This is a genomic window from Aeromonas sp. CU5, assembly GCF_002586745.1.
Classification (GTDB): domain Bacteria; phylum Pseudomonadota; class Gammaproteobacteria; order Enterobacterales; family Aeromonadaceae; genus Aeromonas; species Aeromonas sobria.
The window spans coordinates 4,287,754-4,306,701 of sequence record NZ_CP023817.1; the positions used below are offsets into that span (position 1 = coordinate 4,287,754).

18 protein-coding genes and 1 riboswitch are annotated in these 18,948 nt (G+C 61.1%); of the genes, 12 read left to right on the forward strand and 6 right to left on the reverse strand.

The genetic code is table 11. The features are described from left to right. Positions 1-41: 41 nt before the first annotated feature. The 4 genes from CK911_RS19445 to CK911_RS19460 form a co-directional block, all read right to left on the reverse strand. Positions 42-254: a hypothetical protein gene (locus CK911_RS19445; protein ID WP_098972025.1), complete on the reverse strand. Its 213-nt coding sequence runs from the start codon at positions 252-254 to the stop codon at positions 42-44. A gap of 177 nt (positions 255-431) precedes the next feature. Next, complete coding sequence (locus CK911_RS19450; RefSeq protein ID WP_098972027.1) at positions 432-770, reverse strand: DUF1294 domain-containing protein; 339 nt, start codon at positions 768-770, stop codon at positions 432-434. After that, the gene (locus tag CK911_RS19455; RefSeq protein WP_058058571.1) at positions 767-1,357 is read right to left on the reverse strand and encodes a sugar O-acetyltransferase; all 591 of its coding nucleotides are present in this window, start codon (positions 1,355-1,357) and stop codon (positions 767-769) included. Before CK911_RS19455 ends, CK911_RS19450 begins: the two co-directional genes overlap by 4 nt. Before the next feature lie 86 nt (positions 1,358-1,443). Next, positions 1,444-2,706 (reverse strand): MgtC/SapB family protein, encoded by a 1,263-nt coding sequence (locus CK911_RS19460; protein WP_068977310.1) that lies wholly within the window; start codon positions 2,704-2,706, stop codon positions 1,444-1,446. 222 nt (positions 2,707-2,928) lie between these two features. Here CK911_RS19460 and CK911_RS19465 point away from each other — a divergent pair, with 222 nt between their 5' ends. The 11 genes from CK911_RS19465 to CK911_RS19515 all read left to right on the forward strand — a co-directional run bounded on the left by CK911_RS19465 (position 2,929) and on the right by CK911_RS19515 (position 13,139). Further along, positions 2,929-3,930: a sulfate ABC transporter substrate-binding protein gene (locus tag CK911_RS19465; RefSeq protein WP_098972029.1), complete on the forward strand. Its 1,002-nt coding sequence runs from the start codon at positions 2,929-2,931 to the stop codon at positions 3,928-3,930. 56 nt (positions 3,931-3,986) lie between these two features. Further along, complete coding sequence (locus CK911_RS19470; RefSeq protein ID WP_098972031.1) at positions 3,987-4,562, forward strand: alpha/beta hydrolase; 576 nt, start codon at positions 3,987-3,989, stop codon at positions 4,560-4,562. Positions 4,563-4,832: 270 nt separating this feature from the next. After that, on the forward strand, positions 4,833-5,672 hold the full coding sequence (gene cysT, locus CK911_RS19475) for a sulfate ABC transporter permease subunit CysT (protein WP_098972033.1): 840 nt from the start codon (positions 4,833-4,835) through the stop codon (positions 5,670-5,672). Then, positions 5,669-6,559, forward strand: a complete 891-nt coding sequence (gene cysW / locus CK911_RS19480; protein ID WP_042024143.1) for a sulfate ABC transporter permease subunit CysW — start codon at positions 5,669-5,671, stop codon at positions 6,557-6,559. The genes cysT and cysW overlap by 4 nt, the downstream gene beginning before the upstream one ends. 27 nt (positions 6,560-6,586) lie before the next feature. After that, positions 6,587-7,654 (forward strand): sulfate/molybdate ABC transporter ATP-binding protein, encoded by a 1,068-nt coding sequence (locus CK911_RS19485; protein WP_075113859.1) that lies wholly within the window; start codon positions 6,587-6,589, stop codon positions 7,652-7,654. Between the two features lie 121 nt (positions 7,655-7,775). Continuing rightward, positions 7,776-8,723 (forward strand): HTH-type transcriptional regulator Cbl, encoded by a 948-nt coding sequence (gene cbl / locus CK911_RS19490; RefSeq protein WP_098972036.1) that lies wholly within the window; start codon positions 7,776-7,778, stop codon positions 8,721-8,723. Positions 8,724-8,919: 196 nt separating this feature from the next. After that, positions 8,920-10,131: a threonine synthase gene (locus CK911_RS19495; protein ID WP_098972038.1), complete on the forward strand. Its 1,212-nt coding sequence runs from the start codon at positions 8,920-8,922 to the stop codon at positions 10,129-10,131. Continuing rightward, the gene (locus CK911_RS19500) at positions 10,128-10,793 is read left to right on the forward strand and encodes an amino acid ABC transporter permease (protein ID WP_098972041.1); all 666 of its coding nucleotides are present in this window, start codon (positions 10,128-10,130) and stop codon (positions 10,791-10,793) included. The genes CK911_RS19495 and CK911_RS19500 overlap by 4 nt, the downstream gene beginning before the upstream one ends. Before the next feature lie 92 nt (positions 10,794-10,885). Beyond that, positions 10,886-11,548, forward strand: a complete 663-nt coding sequence (locus CK911_RS19505) for an amino acid ABC transporter permease (RefSeq protein ID WP_098972044.1) — start codon at positions 10,886-10,888, stop codon at positions 11,546-11,548. Then, entirely contained in the window at positions 11,545-12,306 is a 762-nt protein-coding gene (locus tag CK911_RS19510; protein ID WP_098972046.1) for an amino acid ABC transporter ATP-binding protein, read from the forward strand. The genes CK911_RS19505 and CK911_RS19510 overlap by 4 nt, the downstream gene beginning before the upstream one ends. Then, the gene (locus CK911_RS19515; protein WP_098972048.1) at positions 12,303-13,139 is read left to right on the forward strand and encodes a transporter substrate-binding domain-containing protein; all 837 of its coding nucleotides are present in this window, start codon (positions 12,303-12,305) and stop codon (positions 13,137-13,139) included. Before CK911_RS19510 ends, CK911_RS19515 begins: the two co-directional genes overlap by 4 nt. Before the next feature lie 144 nt (positions 13,140-13,283). On the opposite strand, the gene gbpA is transcribed toward CK911_RS19515, so the two are convergent. Then, positions 13,284-14,708, reverse strand: a complete 1,425-nt coding sequence (gene gbpA / locus CK911_RS19520; protein ID WP_098972050.1) for an N-acetylglucosamine-binding protein GbpA — start codon at positions 14,706-14,708, stop codon at positions 13,284-13,286. Between the two features lie 71 nt (positions 14,709-14,779). Beyond that, a riboswitch (cyclic di-GMP riboswitch) is annotated at positions 14,780-14,861 on the reverse strand. 254 nt (positions 14,862-15,115) lie between these two features. After that, positions 15,116-16,804, reverse strand: a complete 1,689-nt coding sequence (locus tag CK911_RS19525; RefSeq protein ID WP_098972052.1) for a methyl-accepting chemotaxis protein — start codon at positions 16,802-16,804, stop codon at positions 15,116-15,118. A gap of 277 nt (positions 16,805-17,081) precedes the next feature. On the opposite strand from CK911_RS19525, the gene CK911_RS19530 reads away from it, so the two are divergent. Continuing rightward, a complete protein-coding gene (locus CK911_RS19530; protein WP_098972054.1) occupies positions 17,082-18,926 on the forward strand; it encodes a M3 family metallopeptidase in 1,845 nt (614 codons plus the stop codon). Positions 18,927-18,948 lie beyond the last annotated feature (22 nt).

An 18,948-nucleotide genomic window follows, 5' to 3' on the forward strand; every position in this document is an offset into this window, starting at 1 on the left:
TTATGCAGCCCTCTCTGTATATGAAATCTGGCGGTGGAACATCACAGCTCCCGGAACGGGCGCCGTTTCTCTTCCTCGATGACGATCGCCTCCAGATTGGCGACCCGCTCCTGCAGCTCCCTGATCACCAGATCCTGCTTGCCGAGGCGGTCGGTGATGCGGGCATCCCCCAGCTGGTAGCGAGCCCGTTTGCCGAGATATCCGAACAATACGCTGATAAAAACGATCAGGACTATGCCTGTCCACATGGTCATGTCACGACTCCTTGTCGTTATCAATATGGTCGTCATAAACGGCGACAACGCTGATGGATCAGCTCTGTTTTCTCATAGTCGCCAATTGGCCGCAATGGGGCCCGTTTCGCCTTTGTGATGCAGTTGGCTATTGCTGCCAGAGGGGGCGGCCAAGCCACCACCTTGTTACCCGGGGGGCTATTGCTGCCAGAGCGGGCGGCCAAGCCAGAGCGCCCACAGGGTGAGGTGCAGCAGCACGATAAACCAGAACACCAGCCGGTAGCTGCGTTTCTGGGTCTTGTGGCGCAGCCACTGGCGGGCCACCAGTGCCCCTGGCCAGCCGCCGCACAGCTCCAGCAGATGCAGGCGGGATTCGGGAATGCGCCATTCGCCGCGCACCGCTTGCCGCTTGTCCCAGGCGTAAGCGGCCACCGTGAGCAGACTCATGGTCAGCAGTATCCCCAGCGGCCACCACTGCTGGCCGTTGAGGCCGAGCCAGAGGGCGGCGCCCAGTGGCAGCAGTGCCCGCGCCATCACTGGGCCAGCTCCCAGCAGCGCTCCTCATCCTGCTTGAGGGTGCGGATCACCTTGGCCGGATTGCCCACCGCCACCGAGTCGGCCGGGATGTCGCGGGTGACCACGGCGCCCGCGCCAATGATGGATCGCGGCCCTATGGTGACGCCGGGGCAGATGATGGCGCCGCCGCCAATCCAGCAGTCGTCACCGATCCGCACCGGCTTGTTGTAGGCGGTCCAGTTGCGTCGCTCCAGATAGTTCATGGTGTGGGTGGCGGTGTAGATCTGCACGTTGGGGGCCAGCAGCACATGGCTGCCGATGTGCACTTCGCCCACGTCGAGAATGGTGACGTTGAAGTTGAAGAAGGTCTTCTCGCCGATATGGATGTTGCGGCCAAACTCGCAGGTAAACGGCGTGCTGATCCAGCAGGAGTCGGGGCAGTGGCCAAAGAGTTCGCGGCAGATCTGCTGGCGCAGGGGGCCATCGCCCGCGGATGACCCATTGAGTCGGGCCAGCAGCGCCTGCCCGCGAATACGGTCGTTGGCTATCTCCTCGCTCTGGCTATCCAGTGCCCCGCCTGCCAGTACCTTGTCCCAGTCGCTCGCCATTGCTACCTCCTCATGCTGCAAGAGCGGGCAGTATACGTGACAGTCAGGGGGGGCGTCAGTCTGTCACTTGTTGCAGATGACCCCCGTCAACCTGCAGGCCAGATAAGGGGCAGGATCAGCAGGGCCGAGACGAAGTAGGGGAGCAGCACCCGCAGCCCGAGACTGCGACCGCCGATGCCAAGTGCCAGCAACCCCTTCACCAGCGAGTTGACCAGCCCGGCCAGCAGAATGCCGCGAGCGGCCACCTCCAGTGCCAGCTCCTTGTGGGAGAGCTGAGAGAGGGAGAGGGTGATAGCGTCCACATCGGTGATGCCTGACACCAGCGCCAGCAGATAGACCCCGGAGTTGCCCACCTTGTCTTGCAGCAGGGTGGCCATAAAGCCGATCAGCGCCAGCAGCAGGCCAAACTTGATGGCGGTTGGCAGGTCGAGGGGGTTGCTGGTTTCCGGTTTTACCGGGCCGTCGGTCAGCTCTTCGCGCTGGCGCCAGAACCAGAAGGCAAAGCCGTAGACGGTGGCCGCCAGCAGTAGCAGAGGGGCGGCGAGGCGCATCGCCAACTCGTTGTGGATGAGCAACACCAGCACCAGCAGTCGCAACCACATGGTGGCCCCCGCCAGCAGGATGCCGGTAGCCAGCAGCCGCTCCAGCCCCCCTTGTTCCTTGTTGAGGCGGGCGAACTGCAGGGTGAGGGCGGTGGAGGAGGCCAGTCCTGCCAGTATGCTGGTGAGCACCAGTCCGGCACGGGTGCCGAGCAGCCGTACTGCAAAGTGGCCGCAAAACGAGATGCCGGCGATCACCACCACCATCAGCCAGATCTTGAAGGGGTTGAAGGCATCAAGCGGCCCCATCTCTTCGTTGGGCAGCACCGGCAGCAGCACCAGCGAGATGAGCAGAAAGCGCAGGGTGGCGTGAAACTCGGTTTCGCTCAGAAACAGCATCCCCTGCTGGATCTTGCCCTTGAGCCCCATCAGCAGGGCGGCCAGCACGGCGCAGGCCACCGCCTCGCTCGGGCTGAGCAGCACCGACATCAGCCCGAGCAGGTAGGTGAGCAGCATGGCCACCGAGCTGGTGAGGCCAAACTCCCCCTGCCAGCGCTGGGCCAGCCAGACCGAGAGGCCGCAGCCGATCACCACCGCCAGCAGGCCGAGCAGCGGCAGCCAGGGGCCCAGAGTGGGCAGCAACAGCGCACAGACCCCGCCGAGCAGGCCAATGAGGCCGTAGGTACGCATCCCGGCGATGCGCTGGTTATCCCCCAGCTGGCGCACCTGCCAGCCCCGCTCCAGCCCGATGATAAGGCCGATGGCCAGCGAGACCAGGGCGCCATTGACGGGTTCTGCATTGATCCACATAACGACTTCCTTTTCGTCATCTGTCTGCCTTGTTCCCATGATGGCACAGGGTTCAAGGTGGCAGAGGGGCATGGCTCACAGAGTCTGCGTCCGGGGCTTTGTGTCAATGGGCATAGCGGCTCGATATGAACAAAAGAGATAAGCAAAGAGCTATTTCTTTCTTCTCGGCATAACAACTCCACGGCATGCTGCTCTCAACCCAACGAGATATGGAGTATCACCATGAAACTGCGAATGACCGCCCTGACCCTGCTCTCCCTGCTGGCATTTGGCCAGGCCAATGCCGCCGAGATCCGCCTGCTTAACGTCTCCTACGATCCGACCCGCGAGTTGTTTCAGGAGTACAACGCCGCCTTTGCCAAGGAGTGGAAGGCGAAGACCGGCGATGACGTGGTGGTGAGCCAGTCCCACGGTGGCTCCGGCAAGCAGGCCCGCGCCGTGGTGGATGGTCTGGAGGCCGACGTGGTGTCGCTGGCGCTGGCCTATGACGTCAATGCCATCGCCAAGGAGGGATTAATCGCCGCCGACTGGCAGAGCCGCCTCGGCAACAATGCCGCACCCTATACCTCCACCATCGTTTTCCTGGTGCGCAAGGGCAATCCCAAGCAGATCAAGGATTGGGATGATCTGGTGCGCAAGGATGTGGCCATCGTCACCCCCAACCCCAAGACCTCCGGCGGGGCGCGCTGGAACTATCTGGCCGCCTGGGGCTATGCCCTGAAAAAGAGTGGCAATGAAGAGGGGGCCAAGCAGTTTGTCGGAGATCTGTTCAAGAACGTGAAGGTGCTGGATTCCGGCGCCCGCGGTGCCACCACCAGCTTTACCGAGCGCGGTCTCGGCGACGTGCTGCTGGCGTGGGAGAACGAAGCCCTGCTGGTGCTCGGTCAGGCGGGAGCCAGCGACAAGTTCGAGCTGGTGGCACCATCAGTCTCCATTCTGGCGGAGCCGCCGGTTGCTGTGGTGGACAAGGTCGCCAAGAAGCACGGCACCGAAGCGGTATCGAAAGCGTACCTCGAATATCTCTACTCCGACGAGGGGCAGCATATCGTCGCCAAGCATCACTACCGCCCCAGCAACCCGGCGATCTTGAAAGAGACTGCGGCCCAGTTCCCGCAGCTTGCCCTCTTTACCGTCAAGGATCTGGAAGGGGATTGGGAGAAGGCCCAGAAGAAGCACTTCGCCCAGGGTGGTCTGTTTGACCAGATCTATCAGCCGGGTCGTTGATAGCCGCCATATCCATCACTGAACTGGCCCCTGTGCCAGCCGATAGGAGCACCAAGATGAACAAGATCCTCCTGGTTCCCGGTCTGCACAACAGCGGGCCGGATCACTGGCAGAGCCGCTGGCACGATCACTTTCCCCAATGGCAGCGCATGACGGGGCTGCCGTGGGACAAGCCAGACCTCAGGGTCTGGAGTGCCAAGCTGGCGAGCAAGCTGAAAAGTCGTCGCAGTAGGGTCCATCTGGTGGCCCACTCCTTCGGCGCGCTGACCGCCATCGCGGCGGCCCGCTTGCAGCCGGAGAAGGTCGCCTCGATTTTTCTGGTGGCCCCCGCCGATCCCGCCCGTTTTGGCATTGCGGATGAGGCATTGGCCGAGCCGCTGCAGGTGTCGGCCCAGCTGGTGGCCAGCCGCAACGATCCCTGGATGAGCTTTGAGCGGGCCGAATACTGGAGCCGTCAGTGGCAGGTGCCGCTGTTCGATGCCGGTGAGGCGGGCCATATCAATGCCCAGTCCGGTCATGGGGACTGGCATCAGGGGCTGCATTTGCTGGGTGATCTATATCGTCGCGGCGAGCTGGTGGTGGCACCGGTCAAGGCCGCCTCGCCCCGGCCCGTGGTGCTCGGTTTTCGCTAGTTAGCTGTGAAGTGGTTGGAGGGCTGGCGATCGCGCGGTTCGCTGGTTGCGCCATGCCCCGTTCTTTGAATGTTCCGCTCCGTATTGCTCCATTTCTTAGGTCTTTTATTTATATAAAAGACCTTTTTTTATTTGGATCGCTCTAAAAGCCTTGTCCCACCGTTGTTAGACAAAAAAGTAATTAGCAAAGTCGCAAACGGTGTTTGTTGCTGACAGGAAGAGTGCGCAGAATCACCACATCTTAAATTATTCATAACAGACGGATGTGTTATGCGATTTGGTTCTTATTCTGTCTTGCCGGGTTTCGGCCCTACCTTTGGCTTCACTCTGCTCTATCTGGGTCTGCTGGTGCTGTTGCCGCTCTCGGCGCTGGTGCTGTTTGCGGTCAACAACCTGACCGCCGCCGAGTTCTGGCAGGTGATCGGTTCGCCGCGAGTGCTCGCCTCTTTTCGCCTGAGTTTCGGGGCGGCATTTATTGCGGCACTGCTTAACAGTCTGTTCGGGCTGATCCTGGCCTGGATCCTGGTGCGCTACACCTTCCCCGGTCGCCGACTGGTGGATGCGCTGATCGACCTGCCATTTGCCATGCCGACCGCCGTCTCCGGCATCGCCCTGTGCGCCATCTTTGCCCCCAACGGCTGGATTGGTCAGTGGGTCGCGCCCTTTGGTATCGAACTTGCCTACAACCCCATTGGTGTAGTGATTGCGCTGACCTTTATCGGATTGCCGTTTGTGGTACGCACCCTGCAGCCGGTGCTGCGGGAAGCCGAGATCGAGCAGGAGGAGGCGGCCGCCAGCCTCGGCGCCGATCGCTGGCAGACCTTTCTGCGGGTGCTGTGGCCGACCCTGATCCCGGCCCTGCTCACCGGCTTTGCCCTGGCGTTTGCCCGTGGGGTGGGGGAGTACGGCTCCGTCATCTTTATCGCTGGCAACCTGCCGATGGTCTCCGAAATCGCGCCGCTGATGATCATGAGCCATCTGGAGGAGTACGACTATGCCGGTGCCTCCGCCATCGCCGTGGTGATGCTGCTGATTTCATTCATTTTGTTACTTCTAATCAACAAGTTGCAGGCCTGGAGTTGGTCTCGCATCGGAGGGAGCCGGATATGAGTTCATCTGCCATCGCCATTGAGGTGGCCCCTGTGGAGGCGGCCCCCGGCCGTAAGGCTCCGGTCGTGATCCGCGAGCCCCAGTGGGTCAAGTGGTTGCTGATCACTGTTGGTCTGGGCTGGTTTGCCGCCCTGTTGCTGCTGCCGCTGGCAACCGTCTTTATTCAGGCGCTGACGCCGGGGCTGGCCTTCTTCTGGCACGCCATCAGCGAGCCGGATGCCCTGAGCGCCCTTGGCCTCACCGCACTGGTGACGCTCTGCGCGGTTCCCCTCAACCTGCTGTTCGGGATCGCGGCGGCCTGGGCCATCGCCCGTTTCCGTTTCCCCGGTCGTCAGCTGCTGATCACCATCATCGATCTGCCATTTTCGGTGTCGCCGGTGATAGCGGGGCTGATGCTGGTGCTGCTATTTGGCAGTCGTGGCTGGTTTGGCGACTGGCTGAGCGAGCACGACATCAAGATCATCTTCGCGACGCCGGGGATCATTCTGGCCACCACCTTTATCACAGTGCCGTTCGTGGTGCGCGAGCTGCTGCCCCAGATGGAGGCGCGCGGCCCGGAAGAGGAGGAGGCCGCCATCATGTTGGGGGCGAGCGGCCTGCAGATGTTCTGGCGCGTCACCCTGCCCGGCATCCGCTGGAGCCTGATGTATGGCCTGCTGCTCTGTACCGCCCGGGCGGTGGGGGAGTTTGGTGCCGTGTCGGTGGTCTCCGGCCATATTCGCGGCCAGACCAATACCCTGCCGCTGCATATCGAGATCCTCTACAACGAGTACCAGACCGGTGCCGCCTTCGCGGTGGCCAGCCTGCTGGCTCTGTTCGGGATCTTCACCCTGCTGGGGGAAACCCTGTTGGCCCGGTTGCGTGGTCAGCCTACCAAGTCCCACTGATTTGACGATTATTGAGAAGAGGCATCCATGAGCATTCAGGTTCAACAACTTAACAAGCATTTCAATCAGTACGCGGCGCTGGCAGACATCAACCTCGACTTTCACGACGGCGAGCTGGTGGCGCTGCTTGGTCCCTCCGGTTGTGGCAAGACCACCCTGCTGCGGATCATCGCCGGGCTGGAGCAGGCCGACAGTGGCAGCGTCATCATCCGTGGCGAGGATGCCTCCGACCTGCACGTGCGCGAGCGCAACGTCGGCTTCGTGTTCCAGCACTACGCCCTGTTTCGCCATATGACGGTGTTCGAGAACGTGGCGTTCGGTCTGCGGGTCAAGCCGCGCAGCGAGCGCCCGGCGGAGGCTGCCATTCGTGCCCGGGTCAAGGATCTGCTGGATCTGGTGCAGCTTAGCCATGTGGCCGAGCGCTACCCGACCCAGCTCTCCGGCGGTCAGCGTCAGCGGGTCGCGCTGGCCCGAGCCTTGGCGGTTCAGCCCAAGGTGCTGCTGCTGGACGAGCCCTTCGGCGCCCTTGATGCCCAGGTGCGCAAGGAGCTGCGCCGCTGGCTGCGCGAGCTGCACGACGAGCTGCACGTCACCAGCCTGTTCGTGACTCACGATCAGGAGGAGGCGCTGGAGGTGGCGGATCGGGTGGTGCTGATGAACGCCGGACGAGTCGAGCAGATCGGCACCCCGGCCGAGGTCTACGACCAGCCCGCCAGCTCCTTCGTCCACAGCTTCCTCGGCAGCGTCAACCAGTTCCGCGGTCGGGTGGCCGAGCAGGGATTCGGCATCGGCGAGCAGCTGCTCGGCGGGCCGTCGGCCTCCCATCTGGCCCACGGCAGTGCCGCCATCGCCTATGTCCGTCCCCATGAGCTGGAGATCTTGCCAGCCGATGCGCCGGGCGGGATCCGCGCCACCATCACCCGCTTGCTGCCCATGGGGCCACGCATTCGGGTGGAGCTGCGTGGCGATGGCGAGACCAAAGGTGCCCACTATGAGGCGGAGCTGACCAAAGAGGCGGCCAAACTATTTGCGCCGGGGCAGGGGGTGAGGCTGGTGGCCAGACAGGCGCAGTTCTATCCCGACTACCAGATTTGATGCTGTGTTACGGGCGGTGGAACCACCCGGTTCAGGCTGTCAGCCGGGCGTGATCCCGGCCATATAACAAAAACAAGGGGGTGGCCGAGCCGTGTCGCCATCCTTCGCAGGAGGCGACAAAGTGAATTTTCAGCAGTTACGAATTATCCGGGAGGCGGCGCGGCGGGATTACAACCTGACCGAGGTGGCCAACGCGCTCTTTACTTCCCAATCCGGGGTGAGTCGCCATATCCGCGAGCTGGAGGAGGAGCTTGGGCTAGAGCTCTTTATCCGCTACGGCAAGCGGCTGCTCGGCATGACCGAGCCGGGCAAGGAGCTGCTGGTGATTGCCGAGCGTATCCTGGGTGACGCCAACAATATCCGCAAACTGGCCAGCACCTTTGCCAACCGCGACTCGGGCCGCTTGCTGGTGGCGACCACCCATACCCAGGCCCGCTATGCGCTGCCGCGGGTGGTGAAGGCGTTTCGCGAACAGTTCCCACTGGTGCAGCTGGAGCTGCGTCAGGGCGGTCCGGAGGAGATAGTGCGGCTGGTGCAGACCGGCGAGGTGGATATCGGCATCAGCAGCGAGCAGCTCGACAAGAGCGAAGGGGTTGTGGCATTTCCCTACTACCGCTGGCACCACAATATTGTGGTGCCCGAGCAACATCCGCTGGCTGGCGAGCGGGCTCTGACTCTGGCGGCGCTGGCCAACTGGCCCATCGTCACCTATCAAGCCGGTTTGACCGGGCGGGCACGAGTGGACGAGGCCTTTGCCGAGGCTGGCATCGAGCCGCAGATCCTGCTGACCGCGCAGGACTCCGATGTCATCAAAACCTATGTCGAGCTGGAGATGGGGGTCGGCATTCTGGCCGATATGGCGTTCGATGCCCAGCGGGATCAGGGGCTGGTGCAGCTCGATGGCAGCCATCTGTTTGCCCCCCACACCGCCTGGATCGGCCTCAAGCAGGGGCAGTTCCACCACAACTTCGCCTGGCAGTTTATCCAGCTCTGCAACCCCGAGCTGGCGCTGGCGGATATTCAGGCCCGCGCCATGGGCAGCGAGCCCGCCATCGACTTCCAGATTTGAGGTCGGAAGAGAAGACAAGAAGGGGAGCCAATGGCTCCCCTTCTTCATTGCTGGCAGATGATATTGCTAGCGAAAAAAGACGGTTTCATATGATTTTTTTCACTTAGGTTTGCCAGTTAATTTTGTTTGTTATCAGGTGTTTGGGTTGCAGGATGGAATAAGTGACTGACCAACGTCGACCTATTCAGGATAAAGCATGCCGTATAGCTACCTATCACATCTGCGTTGCAGCAAGAGTGGCGAGATCCATGATACCGACCAGCCCTGGCAACTGAGCCGGGCAGGTGCGCCACTACTGGCCAGCTACGATCTCGATGCGCTGAAGAAAGCCTGGCACCCTGCGGCGTTACTGGGTCGCCCAGCCAGCCTGTGGCGTTATCACGAGTTGCTGCCGGTACGGGATCCTGCCCACGTGGTCACGCTGGGGGAGGGGTTCACCCCACTGCTACGGCTGCCCACGCTGGGCAAGCAGATCGGTATTCCGGATCTCTGGATGAAAGACGAGAGCGTCATTCCCACCGGATCTTTCAAGGCCCGTGGGGCTGCGGTGGGCATCTCCCGCGCTCGTGAACTCGGGGTCACTCACTTCGCCATGCCGACTAACGGCAACGCAGGCGCCGCATGGGCGCTCTACGGTGCCCGCGCCGGACTGCGCAGCACTATCGTCATGCCGCAGGCAGCCCCCGCCATTACCCGTCTGGAGACCTCTCTCGCCGGTTCCCGCCTCTATCTGGTGGATGGCCTGATCAGCGATGCCGGTCGCCAGGTGGCGCAGGCGGTGGCAGAGCAATCCCTGTTTGACGCCTCAACCCTGAAGGAGCCCTACCGGATTGAGGGCAAGAAGACCATGGGGCTGGAGATTGCCGAACAACTGGGCTGGACGTTACCGGATGTGATCATCTATCCCACAGGCGGCGGGGTCGGCCTTATTGGTATCTACAAGGGGCTGCGCGAGCTGCAGGAGTTGGGTTGGGTCAAGGGGGCGCTGCCCCGGCTGGTGGCCGTGCAGGCGAGTGGCTGCGCGCCCATTGTGCAGGCGTGGCAACAGAGAGCCACCGAATCGAGCTTCTGGCCCGACTCCCAAACGCTGGCGTTCGGCATCAATGTGCCCAAGGCGCTGGGGGATTTTCTGGTGCTGGACGCCCTCTATCACACCGATGGTTGCGCCATCGCGGTGGATGACAAGGCCATCCAGAGCGAGATCCGTCAACTTGCTTCTCGCGAAGGCTGCTTTGTCTGCCCTGAGGGTGCCGCTGCGTTTGCTGCTGCTCGTCAACTGCGCGAGGCTGGCTGGATCCGTGGGGGAGAGCAGGTGGTGGTGCTTAATACCGGTGCCGGTATCAAGTACCCGGATGCGATCACTGTGCTGCCCCAGCGCTTGCAGCGTGACGGGAGGATCCCGGCATGAATCTGGATCTGCCCTTTATCCTTACGACGCTGCCTGCTTTCGGCAAGGCGGTCTGGGTCACCTTGCAGCTGGGAACCATAGTGATCCTCACTTCGCTGGGGGTCGCTCTACTCAATGTGGTTCTGCTGAGCTTGCACAAGCCGCCGCTCAGCGCGCTGATCCGTGCTTATGTCGAGCTGGCCCGCAACACGCCGCTGCTGATCCAGCTGTTCTTTCTCTATTTCGGGCTGCCAGCGCTGGGCTTGTCGCTCTCCGGGTTTACCACCGCGGTGATCGCCATGACCTTCCTCGGCGGTGGCTATCTGACCGAGGCGCTGCGTGCAGGCATTCAGGCGGTGCCCGCCAGTCAGCTGGAGGCTGGTAGAGCCATCGGCCTCTCCCGTTGGCAACTGCTGCGCCACGTGCAACTGCCTCAAGCCTGGCTCGCCAGTCTGCCCGCGCTGTTTGCCAACTTCATCTTCCTGCTCAAGGAGACGACCGTGGCTTCGGCAGTGGCGGTGCCAGAGCTGCTCTACACCACCAAGAATTACATCGCCCTCTACTACAAGACTTACGAGATGCTGGCGGTGCTGACATTGATGTGCGTGCTGATCTTTCTGCCGCTGTCGCTCGCTTTGCGAGTCGTTGAAAGGAGGCTGCAACATGGTCAGTTCGGTCACTGAGTTGCTTGAACTAGCGCGGATCCTGATGAGAGCGCCGAGCACCCTGTCATCGTCATCACAGGCCCTGCGAGCCTCGGAAAGGAGGGTTCAATATGGCCAGTTCGGTCACTGAGCAACTAACGCAGGCGCTGCCACTGCTGGCGGTGGGCGCAGGCCAGACCCTCGCCATCTCGCTGCTGGCCATCCTGTTTGCCACCCTCGGCGGAGTCGCTTACGGCGTGCTGGCGCAACAGGGGGGCAGAGTGGTGCGGGGGCTGCTGCGCTGCTATCTCGAGCTGTTTCGGGTGGTGCCGGTGCTGGTGTGGCTCTATCTCTTTTTCTTCGGGTTGCCGATCTTTTTCGGCCTCGATATTCCGGCCTTCTGGTGTGCCGTGCTGGTGCTCGCCCTCTGGGGCGCCAGCGAGGTGGGGGAAGTAGTGCGCGGTGGTCTGGGGTCGCTGGCACGTGGTCAGCAGGAGGCCGGGCTGGCGCTCGGGCTCTCGACCTGGCAGCTCTATCGCCATGTATTGCTGCCTCAGGCGTTGCAGCGGCTGACGCCGCCGACCATCAACATCTACACCCGCATCATCAAGACCAGCTCGCTGGCGGTGCTGATCGGGGTGGTGGAGGTGATCAAGGTGGGCCAGCAGATCATCGAGCGCACCTATGGCTCGCTGCTTATTTACGGTCTGCTGTTTCTGTTCTTTTTTCTGGTCTGCTATCCGCTCTCGCTTGCCTCGCGCCGGCTGGAGCAAAAATGGGGTAATGCGGTATGACACCTCTGCTTGAACTTAAGCTCGTCAGCAAACAATTCGGCACCAATCTGGTACTGGATCGGGTCAACCTCAGCGTGCGCGCCGGGGAGGTGATCGTCATCCTGGGGCCGAGCGGCTGCGGCAAAAGCACCTTGTTGCGTACCCTCAACGGGCTTGAACCCATTCAGGGTGGCGAGATCCACTTCGATAGCGTCTTGCTGGATGGTGCCACCGACTGGCAGCGGGTGCGCCAGCGTATCGGCATGGTGTTCCAGAGCTATCACCTGTTCCCCAACCTGACGGTGCTGGAAAACGTGCTGCTTGGCCCCTTGCAGGTGCAAAAACGGGAGCGGGCAGAGGCGCTGCTGCAAGCCGAGCAGCTGTTGACCCGCATTGGTCTGTGGGATCGGCGTTACGACTATCCGCGTCAGCTCTCCGGTGGCCAGCAGCAGCGCATTGCCATCGTGCGGGCGCTGTGCATGAACCCGCAGGTGATGCTGTTTGACGAGGTGACTGCCGCCCTCGATCCGGAGATGGTGCAGGAGGTGCTGGAGGTGATCCGCGATCTCGCCGGCAGCGGCATGACCCTGCTCATCGTCACCCATGAGCTGGCCTTCGCCCGGGCGGTGGCGGATCGCATCGTCTTTATGGATGGCGGCCACATTCTGGAGCAGGCCGCACCCCATCAATTTTTCGACAACCCCAGGAGCCAGCGTGCGCGCCAGTTCCTCGCCAAGTTTTCTTATACCGATATCAACAAACGAAAGGAGTCAGCATGAAAAAAATCACCTCGGTTCTGTTTAGTGCTTTGCTGGGACTGGGTCTTGCCAGCGGCGTTGCCCATGCGGCGGACGGTTCCCTCGACAAGATCAAGGCCCGCGACAAGCTCATCGTCGGCGTCTTCACCGACAAGCCGCCGTTTGGTTATGTGGATGAGAAGGGGAACTACGTCGGTTTTGACACCGACCTTGGCCGCCGCTTCGCCAAGGATCTGCTAGGGGACGAGAACAAGATCGAGTTCGTGGCGGTGGAGCCCGCCAGCCGAATCCCCTTCCTGCAGAGCGACAAGGTGGATCTGATCCTCGCCAATATGACAGTGACCCCGGAGCGGCGCGAGGTGGTGGATTTTACCAACCCGAACCTGCGAGTGGCGGTACAGGTACTGGTGCCGGAAGGGAGCTCGGCCAAAAAGCTCGATGATCTGGCCAGCAAAACCCTGATCGTTACCACGGGCACCACGGCCGACATCTGGCTGACCCGCAATCATCCGGAGTGGAAGGTGCTCAAGTTCGAGAAGAATAGCGAATCCTTGCAAGCACTCTCTCAGGGGCGTGGCGATGCCTACGCCCAGGACAATCTGGTGCTGTTCAGTTGGGCCAAGGAGAATCCGGGCTACCGGGTATTGCCCGAAAAGCTGGGCTCGGAAGACCCCATCGCCCCTGCGGTGAAGAAGGGCAATATCGAGCTGCGTGACTGGGTCAACGACCGTCTCGCCAAGCTGGGTGAGGAGAAGTACCTGCTCAAGCTCTATGACCAGTATGTGCGTGACAAGTTGAGTGCAGATACAGATCCCAATGATGTGATCGTCGAAGGAGGAAAATGGCAGGGTTAATGGACAAGCCCTGTTTTGAAGAGTGTGTGCAGTGAGTGAAGAGTGAGGTCTTGGTTCCGTTGGCATGCAAACCGAAAGGTTTGGCCTTTCAAGGCGTCCCCCGTTCGGGGTGACGCCTTTTTTTATGGTTGTGTTTGGGTGGGATTAGTTCAGTTCAATCCAGGCATCTTGCCAGTTGGAACCGACACCCGGTTCATAATGAGTGGCGGTGGTTGCCCACTGCACGCAGTAGCCGTTGTAGGGGAACGGCTTGCACTGATAGACCTTGCCATTTTTCGGCTGCAGTACCTTGGTACCGGCGGTGTAGGACTTGATGTCGTTCGGGAAGATGAACTGGTAGTCGCCGCCACTGCTCGCCTCTTTAAACATCAGGTCCATGGTCTGCTGGATGGCTTCGCCGCCTGCTTTTGGCATGCCTTTGATCACCAGTTGATGATGGCCTGCTTTGAGCCCTTCCAGTGCCATGCTGAAGGTGTGGCTGCTGTCCTTGATATCGGCACTGCTCTGGCCTTTGGCGACACCGCCGTGGTCATACAGGGTATTGGTGACGGCCAGATCCCCCTGTGCAGTAACGGTAAAATCGAGAGTGATTTTGCCATCTTCAAGCACATAGTCGCTGGCCAAACCGCTGACGCTGACGGTGTCTACGACCGGTGGTTTCAGTTGCAGCAGGTCAATCTCGACTCGCTCCAGATTGCTGCCGCGCTTCAGATAGACAGGGTTCATGCCGTAGATCGGGTTGAACTCGCCATTGGCGCTCTGTTGGCCGGCGCGGATCTGGCTCTGCTCGGCGTTGATCTTGGTTGCCAGCGCATGAGTCCAGTTATTTTTCAGGCCTTGCTCATTGCTGGTAATGGTCAGCACGGTCTGCAGCTCGTGGCGCTCGCCGATGGCATCGAATACCCGGGTTACTGCCTTGTCGCCGATGGTCAGATCGATGGAGGGATAGATGGTGCCAGCCTGGCTCCACTCCAGCGGTGGCTGATTGCCATCCTTGAACTGGGCATCAATCATGTTGTAGAAGCTGTTGGCGGTATCACCCACTTCCCACACACCCAGGATGACCTGGTAACCGGTGCGCTCTGGCAGGTTGCACTGATGAGTGACCTGCTTGGGTGGCTGCACCATGTTGCCTTCAATGACGCAGAAGGGATTAAGGTCAAACGAGGCGCGAGTCAGCGGCTGGTTGGGGTTCCAATCCTGCTTGGTCAGGTAGTAACGCCAGTTGCGGGTCACGTGGTTGGCGGTGAAGGTCCAGCTGATGGCAAAGGGGCCAGCTTGTACATCACGTTTGGTCCAGCGATCGCTGGTCTGAACGTTCAGTTCGCTCCAGCGTGGGCTGCCCGCCGAGGCGATCTGACCATCTTGCGGGCCAGACTGCGGGAAGCCGGAGGGGCCTTCCACGCTTTGTGGCTCCCACTGCACGCCGCCACACTGGCTATTGCCGCCGGTCTTGCACAGGTAGTTGCGACTTTCGGGTTGGCTGATATAACCGTGAGCCAGGGCGCTGCCGCTGACCAGTAGTGCCAGTGCCGCTGCGGCATGACTAAGGTGGGTGTTTGCTGCCATATATTCCTCTGGGAACTAGAACTGGGCAGTCAATGGGCGATAGCTGGCGGGTGTCAGCACCCCATGGATGGAGTGGTAACCCCGCTATCCTGCAGTGTCGAAGGACCGGAGGCTTTGCGTCCTGATTTTACAATCAGTTTGCCAATTGACTATGTAAGGTGGCCGGAGCCAGATAATCGGCGAGACTATATCAATCAATGATTAATGTGTTAAGAATAAACGTTTAACTGAGATTTCAGGCTGACCTCTTGTCTGCTTAAGTGTCTGTTTTTCTTTTCCCTTTGTTATCGCACCAAGTGGTCGTGTCGCTTTTTTGTGCCTTAAGTTGTGCGCGCAATGTGGCTTTGGTGGTTTTAGCTGTGGTCAATCATCGCCAGCCTTGTTGCTGGCGATGATTGTGTCGTGGATCAGTGGCGGGCGCTCTGTTCTGTGACGGTTCGGGGGCTTGCATGGGGGATTTGCATCGGGGTGATAGTCGACTCCTTGCCCAGTTTAAACACCGCAAGCCGCTCATCCAGACTGCGGGAGAGGCCAGCCAGCAGCTCACTTTCTTGGGCCAGTTGTGAGGCGGACTGAGACATCTCCAGCGCCGAGTCGTTGATGCCGCTGACGTTGCGGTTCATATCCTCGGCTACCATGCTCTGCTGTTCGGCGGCGGTGGCAATCTGGGTCGCCATATCGCTCACATGCTGGATGCGGTTGACGATTTGGGTGAGATCCTGACCTGCCTGGCGTGACTGATTGACGCTGCTCTCCGCCAGTTTGCGGCTGGCATCCATGGCGCTGGCTGCACTAACGGCTCGCTGTTGCAGTTGGGCAATGGTGCTCTGGATCTCTTCGGTGGACTGGCGGGTGCGGCTTGCCAGCTGGCGCACCTCGTCGGCTACCACAGCAAAGCCACGGCCCTGCTCGCCAGCCCGTGCTGCCTCGATGGCGGCATTGAGGGCCAACAGGTTGGTCTGTTCCGAAATGGCGCTGATAACAGCCGTCACTTCGCTTATCTGCATTACCCCCTCCTTGAGCTGATTGACTTGTACTGTTGCCTGTTCCACCTCGGTAGCCAGCGCCTGAATACCGTGAACGCTGGCATGGACATCCTGGTTGCCCAAGCCTGCTTCACTGGTGGCATCCTGGGTATCGCGGGCGGTATTTTCAGCATGACCCGCCACATCGGTGATGGTGGCACTCATCTCGTTCATGGCGGTGGCGAGCTGGGCCAGTTGATCCCGCTGGCTGGTGACCGCCTGATTGGTCTGCTCGGCAGAGGCGGCGATGCGCAGGGCGGCATCCGCCACGTTGCGGGCCCCCAGACTTGCTTCCAGCAGGGCGTGCCGGATGGCATCCAGACTCTGGTTGGTGCAGCGGGCGACCATACCCAACTCATCCTTGCCGTGCACCGGGATGCTCACCACCAGATCGCCCTTGGCAACCCGTTGCATGGCGTGGTTGATCTGATTGAGGGGGGAGACAATGGAGTGAGTGATGCGCCAGCCCAGCAGCCCCATCAGCAAGACCGCGATGGCAGTGGCTGTACCCATCTTCATGTATTGGGCCCAGATGGTCTGCTGGATATCCTGCAGCAGCATGCCGGAACCGAGGATCCAGCCCCAGGGTTGATAGCCGGAGACCATGGAGAGCTTGTCAGCCGTTTCGCCTGACGGACCGGTCCAGACATATTGCAGGGTGCCCTGTTTACCCCCTTTGGCGATATCCACCATCTGGAACCAGAACTGCCCAGCGGTGGCGGCCCCCCCTTCCCCCATCTTCTGACCGACCAGCTCGGGGCGGATAGGGTGCACCAGCATGGTGCGGTTCTCGTCGATGACAAACAGGTAGTTGTTGCCATCAAAGCGGGTGTTGGTCAGCAGCTTGCGCGCTTCCTGCTGCGCCTGCTCTGCTGGCAAGGTGCTGGCCAGAAACTGGATCTGGCTCATGGTTTGCCCCAGCACCGCATTGAGCCGCGCCTCTCGCTCGCTCATCAGATTGCGCTGGAGTGCATTGGCCGAGATAAACAGCAGCGAGATAAAACCGACAAATGCGACCGTGAGCAGCAAGATCAATTTGCGGCTCACAGTGATATCACCGAGCTTGAACATGACGAAACCCTCATTATCCCTATTGATGTGACGTGGCTCGTTACCGCGGTAGCCTAGTTTCATAAATTAACGACTCATTGTTGCAGCCGTTCGTCGGCCTTTTTCAAATGAGTGTTTTGACAACAGTATAGCCAGCAGACAGCGATACTCACTTTTTGGTAGCGTGTTCATGCGCATCCCTGCGTCATTTTTGCCAAAGAGTGTGAATGGTTTGGCATTTCAGCAAAAAATAAGGAGTGGGCCCCGCTGCGGTAGCCCCCACAACAAGAGGGAATTTATGAGTTCCATTGCCAGGAATTACTTCAACCAGCTCAACGTCGACTACCTGCAGGTACACAGGTGCAAGGAGGATCTCTTCTGGTCCACCTATATGGGCACCAGCGACGATCAGGCCGGTTTCACTGCGGCCGAGCAGGCCTACAAGGCGTTCTGTTCCAATCCGGCCCGTCTGCCCGCGTTGCGGGAGATGCTGGCGCAGGCCGAACAGGATGATCTCAAGCACGGTCTGCAAGGCTGGATCGCCTTCTTCGAATGCAATGTCATCGAGGATCCGGCCGCCACCGCCCTGATGGGCGAGCTGGTGGCCGCCGAGGCGGAGTTGTTCGCCCGCCGCAAGGGGTTGCAACTGACCCTGCTGGATGAACAGGGCCAGCAGGTGGCCGGTAGCCTGCCCGCCGCCAGCACTTCGCTGGCCGCCAGCCCGAACGAGGCGGTGCGCCAGAGCGCGCTCGCCATGTTCCACACCCTGGAGCAGTGGGTGGTCGGCAACGGTTTTCTCGAGGTGGTGGCAATCCGCAACCGCTTTGCCCGCGCCATGGGCTATCGCGACTACTTCGACTACAAGGTGCGCAAGAACGAGCAGATGAGCCCGGAGCAGCTGTTCACCATCCTCGACGACTTCATTGCCCGCACCGCCACACGCCTGCAGCAGAGTCTGGCCGAGCTGAAAGCAGCCAAGGGGGAGGCTGCACTGCTGCCCCACAACCTGCGTTACAGCGTGAGCGGCGACGTGACTCGCCAGCTCGACCCCTATGTGCCCTTCTCGCGGGCGCTGAAGGATTGGGTCGAGAGCTTCCGCCGTCTCGGTATCCAGTATCGCGGCGCGACCCTGACGCTCGACTTGCTGACCCGGGAGGGGAAATACGAGAACGGCTTCTGCCACGGCCCGGTGCCGAGCTTCTTCCCGCAGGGGGAGTGGGTGCCGGCGGTGGTCAATTTCACCAGTCTGGCCGATCCGGCGCAGGTAGGCAGCGGCTGGAACGGCCTCAATACCCTGTTCCACGAGGGGGGCCACGCCGCCCACTTTGCCAATGTCACCGGCAACGCCCCCTGCTTCTCACAGGAGTTTCCACCCACCTCCATGGCCTATGCCGAGACCCAGTCGATGTTCTGCGACAGCCTGCTGGACGATGCCGACTGGCTCAAACGCTACGCCAGAAATGCGGCGGGAGAGGCAGTTCCCGATGCCCTCATCAAGGAGATGATCGCCGCGCGCCAGCCATTTCGGGCTTTCAACGAGCGCCAGATTGCGCTGGTGGCCTACTTCGAGCGGGATCTCTACGCCATGGATGAGGCCGAGCGCACCCCCGAGGCAGTGCTGGCACTGGCCCGCCAGTGGGAGCGCAAGATAGTCGGGGTCGAGAGCCCGCGCCCGCTGCTGGCCATTCCGCACCTGCTTAATCAGGAGTCGGCCTGCGCCTATCACGGCTACCTGCTGGCGCTGATGGCGGTGGAGCAGACCCGCGCCTATTTCCTCAAACGTGATGGCTACCTCACCGACAACCCCCGTATCGGGCCGGATCTGGCCGCCCACTACTGGGGGCCGGGCAACGGCATGAGCCACGATGAGACCCTGCGCAGCCTGACCGGCGAGGGATTCAGCGCGGTGCCGCTGGCCGAGGCGTGCAACCTGAGCGCCGCCGAGGCGTGGCAACAGGCTCAGGCCTGTATGGCCGCCGCGCAGCAACGTCCCGCCGCCGGTGAGGGCACCCCGCTTGACGCCCATATCCGGGTGGTACACGGCGCAGAGCTCATCACCGACAACAGCGAGTCGGAAACCCGCATGCTGGCCGACTTCGAGGCGTGGATCGTTAACCATTACCGACCAGTGTCAGCCGCGTAATCCACCGTGCTCCCGGAGATCA

What these genes read in the sequence shown, in the direction of transcription:
- CK911_RS19445 (WP_098972025.1), bottom strand. Translation starts at nt 254, where the DNA reads ATGACCATGTGGACAGGCATAGTCCTGATCGTTTTTATCAGCGTATTG.
- CK911_RS19455 (WP_058058571.1), bottom strand. Translation starts at nt 1,357, where the DNA reads ATGGCGAGCGACTGGGACAAGGTACTGGCAGGCGGGGCACTGGATAGC.
- CK911_RS19460 (WP_068977310.1), bottom strand. Translation starts at nt 2,706, where the DNA reads ATGTGGATCAATGCAGAACCCGTCAATGGCGCCCTGGTCTCGCTGGCC.
- CK911_RS19465 (WP_098972029.1), top strand. Translation starts at nt 2,929, where the DNA reads ATGAAACTGCGAATGACCGCCCTGACCCTGCTCTCCCTGCTGGCATTT.
- CK911_RS19470 (WP_098972031.1), top strand. Translation starts at nt 3,987, where the DNA reads ATGAACAAGATCCTCCTGGTTCCCGGTCTGCACAACAGCGGGCCGGAT.
- cysT (WP_098972033.1), top strand. Translation starts at nt 4,833, where the DNA reads ATGCGATTTGGTTCTTATTCTGTCTTGCCGGGTTTCGGCCCTACCTTT.
- cysW (WP_042024143.1), top strand. Translation starts at nt 5,669, where the DNA reads ATGAGTTCATCTGCCATCGCCATTGAGGTGGCCCCTGTGGAGGCGGCC.
- CK911_RS19485 (WP_075113859.1), top strand. Translation starts at nt 6,587, where the DNA reads ATGAGCATTCAGGTTCAACAACTTAACAAGCATTTCAATCAGTACGCG.
- CK911_RS19495 (WP_098972038.1), top strand. Translation starts at nt 8,920, where the DNA reads ATGCCGTATAGCTACCTATCACATCTGCGTTGCAGCAAGAGTGGCGAG.
- CK911_RS19500 (WP_098972041.1), top strand. Translation starts at nt 10,128, where the DNA reads ATGAATCTGGATCTGCCCTTTATCCTTACGACGCTGCCTGCTTTCGGC.
- CK911_RS19505 (WP_098972044.1), top strand. Translation starts at nt 10,886, where the DNA reads ATGGCCAGTTCGGTCACTGAGCAACTAACGCAGGCGCTGCCACTGCTG.
- CK911_RS19510 (WP_098972046.1), top strand. Translation starts at nt 11,545, where the DNA reads ATGACACCTCTGCTTGAACTTAAGCTCGTCAGCAAACAATTCGGCACC.
- CK911_RS19515 (WP_098972048.1), top strand. Translation starts at nt 12,303, where the DNA reads ATGAAAAAAATCACCTCGGTTCTGTTTAGTGCTTTGCTGGGACTGGGT.
- gbpA (WP_098972050.1), bottom strand. Translation starts at nt 14,708, where the DNA reads ATGGCAGCAAACACCCACCTTAGTCATGCCGCAGCGGCACTGGCACTA.
- CK911_RS19525 (WP_098972052.1), bottom strand. Translation starts at nt 16,804, where the DNA reads ATGTTCAAGCTCGGTGATATCACTGTGAGCCGCAAATTGATCTTGCTG.
- CK911_RS19530 (WP_098972054.1), top strand. Translation starts at nt 17,082, where the DNA reads ATGAGTTCCATTGCCAGGAATTACTTCAACCAGCTCAACGTCGACTAC.